This is a genomic window from Streptococcus sp. HMSC074F05 (assembly GCF_001808725.1).
Lineage (GTDB): Bacteria > Bacillota > Bacilli > Lactobacillales > Streptococcaceae > Streptococcus > Streptococcus parasanguinis_I.
Genome location: NZ_KV794411.1, coordinates 1,046,719 through 1,057,974, shown reverse-complemented (window position 1 = coordinate 1,057,974; position 11,256 = coordinate 1,046,719). Strand labels below are relative to the sequence as shown.

General features: G+C 43.8%; 13 protein-coding genes. 12 read left to right on the top strand and 1 reads right to left on the bottom strand.

Translation table 11 applies throughout. The annotated features are described in order from the left end of the window. The first annotated feature begins 189 nt into the window (after positions 1-189). From HMPREF2685_RS08840 to HMPREF2685_RS08795, 10 genes are all read left to right on the top strand, one after another. Positions 190-384: a helix-turn-helix transcriptional regulator gene (locus HMPREF2685_RS08840; protein WP_003005328.1), complete on the top strand. Its 195-nt coding sequence runs from the start codon at positions 190-192 to the stop codon at positions 382-384. 28 nt (positions 385-412) lie between these two features. After that, positions 413-895, top strand: coding sequence for a DUF6773 family protein (locus HMPREF2685_RS08835; RefSeq protein WP_070466445.1), 483 nt, complete (start codon positions 413-415; stop codon positions 893-895). A gap of 10 nt (positions 896-905) precedes the next feature. Further along, positions 906-1,397: a DUF6773 family protein gene (locus tag HMPREF2685_RS08830; protein ID WP_070466443.1), complete on the top strand. Its 492-nt coding sequence runs from the start codon at positions 906-908 to the stop codon at positions 1,395-1,397. A 150-nt stretch (positions 1,398-1,547) separates the two neighbouring features. Then, positions 1,548-2,531 carry an oxygen-dependent tRNA uridine(34) hydroxylase TrhO gene (locus tag HMPREF2685_RS08825; protein ID WP_070466441.1) on the top strand — a complete coding sequence of 328 codons (984 nt, stop codon included), beginning with the start codon at positions 1,548-1,550 and terminating at the stop codon, positions 2,529-2,531. 99 nt (positions 2,532-2,630) lie between these two features. Then, positions 2,631-3,536, top strand: a complete 906-nt coding sequence (locus tag HMPREF2685_RS08820; protein WP_070466439.1) for a DUF4299 family protein — start codon at positions 2,631-2,633, stop codon at positions 3,534-3,536. Between the two features lie 157 nt (positions 3,537-3,693). Beyond that, positions 3,694-4,467, top strand: a complete 774-nt coding sequence (locus HMPREF2685_RS08815; RefSeq protein ID WP_070466437.1) for a nucleoside phosphorylase — start codon at positions 3,694-3,696, stop codon at positions 4,465-4,467. Beyond that, positions 4,468-6,171: an ABC transporter ATP-binding protein gene (locus tag HMPREF2685_RS08810; protein ID WP_070466435.1), complete on the top strand. Its 1,704-nt coding sequence runs from the start codon at positions 4,468-4,470 to the stop codon at positions 6,169-6,171. It abuts the gene before it with no gap. After that, positions 6,143-6,973 (top strand): energy-coupling factor transporter transmembrane component T family protein, encoded by an 831-nt coding sequence (locus HMPREF2685_RS08805; protein ID WP_049507098.1) that lies wholly within the window; start codon positions 6,143-6,145, stop codon positions 6,971-6,973. The genes HMPREF2685_RS08810 and HMPREF2685_RS08805 overlap by 29 nt, the downstream gene beginning before the upstream one ends. A 4-nt stretch (positions 6,974-6,977) precedes the next feature. Beyond that, a complete protein-coding gene (locus tag HMPREF2685_RS08800; RefSeq protein ID WP_049507096.1) occupies positions 6,978-7,730 on the top strand; it encodes an SDR family oxidoreductase in 753 nt (250 codons plus the stop codon). An 83-nt stretch (positions 7,731-7,813) separates the two neighbouring features. Then, positions 7,814-8,716, top strand: coding sequence for a carbohydrate kinase family protein (locus HMPREF2685_RS08795; RefSeq protein ID WP_070466433.1), 903 nt, complete (start codon positions 7,814-7,816; stop codon positions 8,714-8,716). Positions 8,717-8,932: 216 nt separating this feature from the next. Here HMPREF2685_RS08795 and rsmG read toward each other — a convergent pair whose 3' ends face one another. Continuing rightward, positions 8,933-9,646, bottom strand: a complete 714-nt coding sequence (gene rsmG / locus HMPREF2685_RS08790) for a 16S rRNA (guanine(527)-N(7))-methyltransferase RsmG (protein WP_049507092.1) — start codon at positions 9,644-9,646, stop codon at positions 8,933-8,935. A gap of 70 nt (positions 9,647-9,716) precedes the next feature. Between rsmG and HMPREF2685_RS08785 the strand changes: the two genes are divergently transcribed. Both HMPREF2685_RS08785 and htpX read left to right on the top strand, forming a co-directional pair. Continuing rightward, on the top strand, positions 9,717-10,277 hold the full coding sequence (locus HMPREF2685_RS08785) for a LemA family protein (RefSeq protein WP_070466430.1): 561 nt from the start codon (positions 9,717-9,719) through the stop codon (positions 10,275-10,277). 1 nt (position 10,278) lies between these two features. Next, on the top strand, positions 10,279-11,175 hold the full coding sequence (htpX, locus tag HMPREF2685_RS08780) for a zinc metalloprotease HtpX (protein ID WP_070466428.1): 897 nt from the start codon (positions 10,279-10,281) through the stop codon (positions 11,173-11,175). The last annotated feature ends 81 nt before the right edge of the window (positions 11,176-11,256 follow it).

The window sequence follows — 11,256 nt, the reverse complement described above, 5'->3', positions numbered from 1 at the left end:
TCAGCGTAGTAGAGCCCACTCAACCACTGCATCTTGATCGACAATCCAAAGACAATTGAAAGGCTAGGACTTTTTTCCAGCCTCTTTTTTTGTTTTGTAAAAAATATTTCTTACAAAATGCAAAATATATATTGCAAAATAGAAAATATAGTGTATATTAGAGTTATAAAAACAAGAAAGGAAAAGCCTGTGGCGAAAAATCTCAAATTAAAAATGGCCCGGGTCGAGCATGATATGACCCAGGGGGATCTTGCAGATGCCATTGGAGTGACGCGCCAGACCATCGGTCTGATTGAGGCGGGAAAGTATAACCCAACCCTCAGTCTCTGCCTTGCCATCTGTAAGACCTTGGATAAGACGCTGGATCAACTGTTCTGGGAGTAACAGTTTTAATAATAGAAAGAGGAAGAATATGAAACAAAAGAAAGAACCAATTGTAAAAGATGAACGGACCATGCTACTTGATGGAAAAATCGCAGGAGAACTTGTCCTTGGCATGACCTGCTTTATTGCCCTATCTGCCTTTGTGAAATCCAGTATCCTGGACTTAGACCTCGTCGCTTATCTACCTGAGATGTTCCTTCTGATTGCCATGGGAGCCTATGCCTTTGTGAGAAGGATCAGTTCAGGGATTGATATCCGAGATATGTTAGAAAAAGATAGCTGGTTAAGTCGCCTTGGGTCAGGTCTATTCTTTGCTGTGCTTGTGACAGCTATGGATGTGATTGGAAAGAGAGAAGCAACGAGCTTTATCTTGAGTCCCAAGTATCTGGTCAAAATTCTATTAGAAATTCTCGTCTTTGCCCTCCTGACAGATCTGCTTGAAAAACCACTTGCTCTTATCAATCGGAAAAAACAAGAGAAGATCGAGGCAGAGTTAGAGGATGAAGAATAAGGAGGAAGAGATGAGATTACAATTGCTGAACAAACAAATCATAGATGAACGAGAAGAAGGCTTAGCTCATAAGGCTGGTGCTGAGACAGCTGGTTTTCTTTTCCTTGCCTTAACTGTTTTTAGTGTAGGATCCATTTTTGCATCTAAGGTGGGGCTCAGTCCAATCATGGTGGTAGCCTTACTCATCGTCTCAGGATTGTATTATTCGGTGCGTTGTCAACGATTGGGTGTGAGATTTATCAGTTATAGTTATCTAAATGTGACAGGAATTGTAGCAGTAACCTCTATTCTCTCCTTGTTCATCTGGGCTCAAAATTTTCAATTAAACCAAGCTGTCTATCAGGCCAATCCCTTCCATTCAAAATTCTTACTGGTGCTTCCTATCACATTTCTCCTGAATCTTCCAATTGTATGGGGAGTGAATACCCTTGTAATGCTTCTTGCAAAAGTTGAGAAAAAACGCTATGAAGCCTATCTGGATCAGTTGGAAAAGGAAGAGTAGGAAGTTGGAACCTTGGTGTCGTCGTATAAAAGTCTGGGAAACCAGGCTTTTATTTTTCAGTCAAATAAATTGCATTCGTTTTCTTGGGAGAGTATACTGGTATAGTTGAATGAAAAATTCTGATAATTTAATCTTAGAAAAGAGAATATTATGGCAAAACCTATTCGCGTATTACTCTACTACCTCTATACCCCCATTGAAAATGCAGAACAATTTGCGGCTGATCACTTGGCTTTTTGTAAATCAATCGGTCTCAAAGGACGTATCCTAGTCGCTGATGAAGGAATCAACGGAACCGTATCTGGTGACTACGAAACAACGCAAAAATACATGGACTACGTTCACAGCCTTCCAGGGATGGAAGACCTCTGGTTCAAGATCGATGAGGAAGAAGAGCAAGCTTTCAAGAAGATGTTTGTGCGTTATAAGAAAGAGATTGTCCACCTTGGTTTAGAAGATGATAACTTCGATAACGATATCAATCCCCTTGAAACGACAGGTGCTTACTTGTCTCCAAAAGAGTTTAAAGAAGCTCTTCTCGACGAGGATACCGTTGTCCTTGATACTCGAAACGACTACGAGTACGACCTTGGACACTTCCGTGGCGCTATTCGTCCTGACATCCGCAATTTCCGTGAATTGCCACAATGGGTTCGTGATAACAAGGAAAAATTCATGGACAAGCGTGTTGTCGTCTACTGTACTGGTGGAGTCCGCTGTGAGAAATTCTCAGGTTGGATGGTGCGTGAAGGCTACAAAGATGTCGGTCAATTGCATGGTGGAATCGCCACTTACGGGAAAGACCCAGAAGTTCAAGGCGAACTGTGGGATGGGAAAATGTACGTCTTTGACGATCGGATTGCAGTCGATGTCAACCATGTTGATCCAAGCGTTGTCGGAAAAGACTGGTTTGATGGAACACCATGCGAACGTTATGTTAACTGTGGAAATCCTTTCTGTAACCGTCGCATCTTGACCTCAGAAGAAAACGAAGACAAGTACCTCCGTGGCTGCTCACATGAGTGCCGGGTTCACCCTCGCAATCGTTATGTTGAAGAACACAATTTGTCACAAGCAGAAGTTCGTGAGCGTTTAGCGGTTATCGGTGAGACGCTTGATGGAGCACCTGCATAATGGAAGCAAACAGTCTGAAAGCTCAGGCTGTTTTTATATGGAAATTGATTGAAAATTGTGCTATACTTTAGGTAAGCGATTTCACAAAGGAGAAAACAAATGAGTATCGTGTTTTCAATCAAAAATAAAAAGAGCTTATTTGGCTATCAGAAAGTACTCGCAGCACAGGAAGTTCTTAAATTAGTGGAAGGGTTGACAACCTACAACTATGATCCTGCCACCCTTCATCGTCCCTTAAATGATTTTGAAAGCTTGAACTGTATCGTATTTGGTAAGAGCGGTCTTCCTCTGCAGTTACGCTATTTTGATGAGGAAGAGTCTTATCAGATTCAGGTGCCCTCTTTTGCGATAGAAGAAGATTGGCAGTTGGCCCTTCGATGGCTTAGTCGCCTCGCAGAAGTATTAGGAACGGAGATTGTGGCCAGTGACGGCGTGAGCTATAGTCCAGATTCTATTTTCCATTTTGATTATGAAGTCGTTATCCTAGAAACGCTGGGTAATGTGACGAAAGAAAAAGATCTAAAAGAGTTTGAAGTACAAGGCTTCGCTCATCCAGTCTATTTGGATCGGGATACAGTGCAGGAAGTCTTGAACCATGTCCATCCACTAGAAGCTTACTCTGCCTTTATCAAGAAGATTCAATATAGTGCAGCTTATTTCAGTCAAGTCCGTTTTTATCAACAGGAGGAGACAGGAGCCTTCTTAGCCCGCTATAGCTTGACAGAAGATACGGATACGGTCTTGCCAAGCGTGCCACATGTTCCTGCAGAATATGTAGAAATTGTGGGCTTAGCGGGTATCAGTGATTGGCGAGTTCTATTGGTTGCGATCGATGGAGATCCGGATAAGCCAGAAAACTACCATCCAATTGGTTCTCTTGCACTGAAGAATCTACTGGAAGAACTAGAGCCAGATGAATTCCAGTTGCTTGATGCTAGTCAAATTGAAATCAAAAAATTGTCCAAAGAACGGTTGCTAGAATTAGCGCAATTGGAAAACAAGTAAAAAATATCATAGTGAACTGTCCTTCCGACGTTTGATCCGAAAAATCTAACGTCTGGGAGCAGTTCTTTTTTATGCTTCTTCCTTTGATCAAAAACCAATGACTAGGCTAATTATGGTATAATAGGGGCTTAGAAGTAGAATGAAAGAGGTGCACGAAATGCTGTTAGAAGAATTTGATGCCAATCGACAGGCGATTATCAATCCACAAGACTTACACCAACCAATTGAAGGATTTCCCAAAGTAGTCATCTCTTGCTTTTCAAGAGTAACTTTTGCTCGCCTGCTTGAGAATTACGATCATGAGGTCATTGCAAGAACCTCCATGGCCAACTTTGAAGTCCTGGTCTATGGGATCACTATTGGAGACCAACAGATTGGTGCCTTTAATGCACCAGTTGGGGCTGCTTCCTGTGTGGGGATTATAGAGGACCTGATTCAATTTGGGATGGAAAAACTCGTTCTTTTTGGGACCTGTGGGGTTTTAGACCGTGATATCGAAGCAACCTCCATCATTATTCCAACGTCTGCTCTTCGCGACGAGGGGACTAGCTACCACTATCTGCCAGCTAGTGATGAAGTGGAAGTAAACAAGAAAACTCTTCCTCTCTTCCAAGACTTTCTGGATAGTCACAAGGTTTCCTATCAGTCAGGAAAAGTGTGGACGACAGATGCACCCTACCGGGAAACCATCGACAAGATGAAGCGACGAAAGGAAGCAGGAGCCATCTGTGTGGATATGGAATGTTCGGCAGTGGCAGCCTTAGCAGCTTTTAGGGGCTTTGAACTCTGCCATTTCTTCTACGCAGCAGACCACCTCTCTGAAGAAAAATGGGATATCCGAACCTTATCTAGTCATGAGGATTTAGATGGCAAGGATCGAATTGCAGAGTTAGCCATCCAATTTGCGCTCTTATGGGAAAAGGCAAACTAAATGAAAGAAGCAATCATCGAATTGAAGGATTTTTCCTTCCAGTATAAGGCTCAGTCTGAGCCGACCTTAAAGGGGATTAATCTGACCATCTACGAGGGGGAAAAGGTCCTGATTTTGGGACCATCTGGCTCTGGTAAGTCAACCATTGGTCAGTGTCTAAACGGGATTATTCCCAATATCTATAAGGGAACCAGTAGTGGGCAATTTCTCATTCAGGGGACAGAAGCCTTTGATCATAGTATTTATGAAAAATCTCACTTGGTCAGTACGGTTTTACAGGATACGGATGGCCAGTTTATCGGTCTTAGTGTCGCAGAAGACTTGGCTTTTGCCCTTGAAAATGACATGGTGGAGCTGGGAACGATGAAAGAGCGTGTGCAGAGCTGGGCAGAACGCTTAGATTTGATGAAGCTCTTGGATCATCGGCCTCAAGATTTATCCGGTGGACAAAAACAGCGGGTGAGCTTAGCTGGAGTCCTGATCGACGAAAGTCCGATCCTGCTCTTTGATGAGCCACTGGCTAATCTAGATCCAAAGTCGGGTCAGGATATTATTGATCTGATTGATCAGATTCATGAAGAACAGGGGACGACCACCATTATTATCGAACACCGTTTAGAGGATGTACTCTACCGTCCTGTCGATCGGGTTATCTTGATCAATCAAGGTCAAGTTCTCTTTAATGGTCTACCAGATGAGTTGTTGAGGACGACACTGCTGGCTGAAAATGGGATTCGTGAACCTCTGTATTTAACAACTCTTCGCCAGCTAGGGCAGGATATCGATCAATTGGAGCATCTAGATCGTCTAGAAGATATCGAGCTTACTGGTGTGAATCGTTCCATTCCAGAAGCGACCTTTACAAAAACTGGAGAAGCAGAAGAACTATTGAAGTTGGAGCAGATTTCCTTTGCCTATCAAGAAAATCATCCGATCTTAAAAAATATATCCCTCAGTATACCTAAGGGGCAGCGCTTAGCGATTGTCGGGAAGAATGGGGCAGGAAAATCAACTCTTGCGAAAGCCATCTGTGGATTCATTACCACAGAAGGGCAATACACCTCTAGAGGTGAAGATATCAAGCAGGAGAGTGTCAAGGAACGGGCTGAGCGAGTCGGTTATGTCCTACAAAACCCCAATCAAATGATTTCGACCAATATGATTTTTGACGAAGTCGCTCTAGGTTTGCGCTTGCGGGGGATATCGGAAGAAGATATTAAGGAGCGTGTCTATCAAGTACTGAAAACTTGTGGTCTCTATGAGTTTCGTAAATGGCCGGTTTCTGCTCTCTCATATGGGCAGAAGAAACGGGTGACCATCGCCTCTATACTAGTTTTAGGACCAGAAATTTTGGTCTTGGACGAGCCGACAGCAGGTCAGGACCAGCGCAATTACACTGAAATCATGGAATTTCTAGATAGCTTGCAAGAAAAAGGCCATACCATTGTCATGATTACCCATGATATGCAACTGATGTTGGATTATTCTGATCGTGCCCTTGTAGTATCAGATGGGCAAATTCTAGCAGATCTCTCACCTGCAGAGCTGTTCACTCATCCGGATATTTTACAAGAGGCTAATCTCAAAGAGACTTCGATTTTTGCCTTAGCCAATCGATTAGGAATGGATCCCTTGGCTCTAACGCAGTTTTATATGCAACAGAAAGGAGTAGGTCATGAAGCATCGATTAGTCGGCTACCATGAGGGGACGAGTTTTCTTCATCGCCTTTCAGGTGCGAGTAAGTTACTCTTTCTTCTTTTTGTATCTCTTGCGGCCATGTTGAGTTATGATACCCGGCTCCTTCTAGGAATTGGTGTGGGCGCCTTGCTTTTATTCTCTACAGCTCGTATTCGATTTCGAGATATTTCATTTGTACTTGCATTTGCTTTTGTTTTTGCACTGTTAAATGTTGTCATGGTCTATCTCTTTGCCCCCCAGTATGGTGTAGAGATTTACGGGGCAAAGACAGTACTGATGAAGGGGTGGGGCTCCTATAGTATCACCTTGCAGGAACTCTTTTATCTTTTTAATCTAGCTCTTAAGTATGTCTGTACCATACCTCTAGCCTTGATTTTTTTGATGACGACCCATCCTAGTCAGTTTGCTTCAAGCCTCAACCAAATTGGCGTATCCTACAAGATTGCCTATTCTGTTAGCTTGACTCTGCGTTACATTCCTGACGTACAAGAAGAATATCAAACGATTAAATTGTCTCAGGAAGCCAGAGGGGTAGAGTTGTCCAAAAAGGCCAAGCTGATCCAGCGGATCAAAGGCAATTTGCAAATTATCTCCCCCTTAATCTTTAGCTCACTTGAACGAATTGACAGTATTTCTACAGCCATGGAACTGCGTCGCTTTGGTAAAAATAAAAAGCGGACCTGGTATTCTCATCAAGCCATGGAAATGAAAGATTATGGGATGATTCTATCAGCCTTAGCTGTTCTGGTCTTGAGTATTGTCCTGATCTTTGTCAATCAGGGACGTTTTTACAATCCATGGAGGTAATGACATGTCAGAAACGATTTTAGTAACAGGAGCTTCAGCTGGCTTTGGTCAAGCGATTTGCCGTCGCTTAGTAGCAGATGGATACCGTGTGATCGGGTCAGCTAGACGCATCGATAAATTACAGGCCCTTCAAGAAGAGTTGGGAGAAGCCTTTTATCCCCTGCAAATGGATGTGACGGATCTTTCTCAGGTAGATCATGCACTTGCCAGTTTGCCAAAAGCTTGGGAGAGAGTGGATGTTTTGGTCAATAATGCTGGCTTAGCTCTAGGCCTCGCCCCAGCTTATGAAGCAGAGATTGCAGACTGGCTGACCATGATTCAGACCAATATTGTCGGCCTGACCTATCTGACAAGGAAAATCTTGCCCCAGATGGTGGAACGAAATGATGGCTATATTATCAATTTGGGCTCTACAGCAGGGACTGTGCCTTATCCAGGGGCCAATGTTTACGGGGCATCCAAGGCTTTTGTCAAGCAATTCTCCCTCAATCTTCGGGCGGATCTAGCTGGCAAGAAGATTCGTGTCAGCAATATTGAACCTGGTCTTTGCGAAGGGACAGAGTTCTCTTCTATTCGCTTTAAAGGAGACGAAAAACGGGTAGAGGCCCTCTATCGAGGTGCCCATGCCATTCAGCCTGAAGACATTGCCAACACCGTAGCTTGGTTGATCCAACAGCCCAAGCATGTCAATGTCAATCGGATTGAAATCATGCCGGTTTCCCAAACCTTTGGCCCTCAACCTGTTTATCGTGACTAAAAAGAGAAGCAACCACTCCACATGGGGTTGGTTGTTTTTTATGTTTCCTCTGGTATAATAGAAGGCAAAGTAAGGAGAAAAAGATGACAGCTGCCTTAATTATTGGTTCTACAGTTTGTGATGTGATGATTTACTTGGATCGTTTGCCGAGTCGTGAAGGAGATGCCCATATTGATCACCAGCAATGGTCTGTGGGAGGTTGTGCCTTTAATGTCGTTAATATCCTTCATTTTTTGTCGCAACCCTACCAGTTTGTCTCGCCAGTCGGTTCTGGAATATATGGTGATTTTATTCGGAGAGAATTGAAACAATTAGGGATTTCCTCTAGCATCTCATTAGAAGGGGCCAATGGTTGCTGTTACTGCTTTGTAGAGTCTGATGGTGAGAGGACCTTCTTATCGGACCACGGAGTGGAGTATAGCTTCCAAGCAGAGTGGCTAAAAGAGGTTGAGACAGATCGGTTTGATTACATCTACTTGTGTGGCCTTGAAGTCGAGGAGCCAACTGGTCTTGCATTGGTCCAGTCTGTTTCGCAACTAGAGGGCCAGGTGGTTTTCGCACCTGGGCCACGTGGACTCTTGATTCCAAAGGATCGACTGGAAGCAATTTATGATCTGCATCCAATTCTCCATGTAAATGAGGCTGAAGCACTGGCTTTTTCAGGGTGTAGAGAGATCCAGCCAGCCATCGAACACTTGTATCAGAGAACGGGACAATTAGTCATTGTCACCTTGGGTGAAAACGGAGCGGTTGCCTATGATGGCAACTGGTATGAAGCAGACGGTTTTCCAACAGAAGTTGTCGATACAGTAGGTGCTGGAGATAGCCATGTGGGAGCCTTTATATCCGCTCGTTTAGAAGGTTTAGATATGACGCAAGCCTTAAGATTTGCTAACAAAGTCTCTAGCCAGATTGTTGCAAGTAAGGGCGTTCATCTGACAAAAGAGCAACAAGAAGCCCTGCGAACAGAATTGAAACAAAAATAAAAGAGAGAGTGGGACAGAAATCGGTAATTCGTTAGAATTCGATTTCGTCCTCCCACCTCCGCACAGTTAAGTAGGACTGTAAAAGCTGATGAAAGCAGCGTAGTAGAGCCCACTCAACCACTGCGTCTTGCTCGACAATCCAAAAATAATTGAGAGGCTAGGACTTTTGTCCCAGCCTCTTATTTGACTTTTATCCTCTTAGCCCTTTGTATCTTACTACAATGGCCGCTTATTGGGCATACCTGCTTTTCTTGGGTATTTATTGGGGGTTTCTTTTTTCTTTTTTACAAGAGTGATATAGCGTGGATCCCCGTTTGGCAATTCATACTGTAGATTGTCTTCAACCTTACTAAATAGCAGGTTGAGGGCATTTTTGGCTTCTTCTAACTCTTCTGGAGCATTGCTGGCCTTGAGAGCAAGAAGCCGTCCCCCTACTTTCAGGTAAGGGATGGTCAGTTCAGAGAGGACTTGCATGCGGGCAACAGCGCGGGCAGTTACGATATCAAATTGGGCACGAAAAGCCTTGTCTTGCGCAAAGTCCTCCGCACGTCCATGGTAGAAATGAACTCCGCTCAAACCTAACTCTTCAGCCAGCAAGTGGAGAAAATTGATCCGCTTATTGAGGGAATCAATGATGGTGACATCCAGCTCAGGAAATAGGATCTTCATTGGTAGGCTCGGAAAGCCGGCGCCAGCACCGATATCCAAGAGGCGGATGGGTTGATTTTCGATCAAACCTTGTAAAATGGGTGCGATCGAATCATAAAAATGCTTGAGATAGACTTCGTCTTTTTCGGTGATGGCAGTGAGATTAATCTTTTCATTCCATTCCACGAGGAGCTCAAAATAGCGTTCGTATTGCTCTTTTTGACGATCAGTTAATGGAAAGCCGAGTTCGGCTAAACGGACATAAAATTCTTCTGGTTTCATGCTTTTATTTTACCACAAAATAAGGGAAATTTGATATACTGGTAGAAAGAAATGAAAGGAATTCAATAAAATGATTTGGATTATTCTTGGGATCCTTGTGGTCCTTGTGTTGATGGTAGTAGGAGTTTACAACGGTTTAGTGAAAAGTCGGATGCAAACTCGCGAAGCTTGGAGTCAAATCGATGTACAATTGAAACGTCGGAATGACTTGATTCCAAACTTGATCGAAACGGTTAAAGGCTATGCCAAGTACGAAGGAGATACACTTGCTAAGGTCACTCAACTTCGCCAACAAGTAGCTCAAGCATCTTCACCTGCAGAAGCAATGGCAGCCAGTGATGCTCTTTCACGTCAAGTTGCAGGCATCTTTGCGGTTGCTGAAAACTACCCAGATTTGAAGGCTAACACCAACTTCATGCAATTGCAAGAAGAATTGACCAATACAGAAAATAAAATTTCTTATGCCCGTCAATTGTACAACAGTGTGACAAGCAACTACAATGTGAAATTGGAAACTTTCCCAACAAACGTGATTGCTGGAATGTTTGGCTTCAGACAAGCTGAATTCCTTCAAGTGCCTGAAGAAGAAAAAGCTGTACCAAAGGTGGACTTTAGCGGATTAGGAGACTAATATGCTGTTTGACCAAATTGCAAGCAATAAAAGGAGAACCTGGATTCTCCTTATTGCTTTTTTCATACTCTTGGCTCTTATCGGAGCAGCCGTTGGTTATCTCTGGTTAGGCTCCTCGCTTGGTGGCGTCATCCTTGCTTTGATTATTGGTGGCATCTATGCCTTTAGCATGATTTTTCAATCAACGGAAGTTGTCATGCGAATGAATGGGGCACGCGAGGTGACAGAAGACCAAGCTCCTCAACTTTACCATGTTGTCCAAGACATGGCCATGGTGGCTCAGATTCCTATGCCCCGTGTCTATATTGTAGACGATCCTTCCATGAATGCATTTGCGACAGGGTCTAATCCTCAAAATGCGGCTGTTGCAGCAACGACAGGTCTTCTAGCTGTGATGAATCGTGAGGAATTGGAGGGAGTCATTGGACACGAAGTTAGCCATATTCGCAATTACGATATCCGCATCTCTACCATTGCAGTGGCCTTAGCCAGTGCCATTACGATGCTCTCTAGTATCGGTGGCCGGATGATGTGGTGGGGCGGTGGTCGTAGACGGGATGATGATCGAGAAGGGGGCAGTGGTTTAGAAATTATTATTCTGATCCTTTCCTTGATTGCCATCGTATTAGCTCCATTAGCGGCGACTTTGGTGCAGTTAGCTATTTCTCGCCAACGGGAGTTTCTGGCGGATGCCTCCAGTGTCGAATTGACACGGAATCCTCAAGGGATGATCAATGCTCTTTTGAAATTAGATAACAGTGCACCTATGCAACGAGAAGTTGATAGTGCCAGTAGTGCTCTCTTTATCAACGATCCCAAAAAGGAATCCGGCTTTCAAAAGCTCTTTTATACCCACCCACCCATTGCTGAACGGGTGGAAAGACTAAGAAGAATGTAAAAAAATCCACCAAACGGTGGATTCAGATTGAAGACACAATCATCTTAGAACCTTTCCTTAGGTGAGTACGGACGTCAGCGA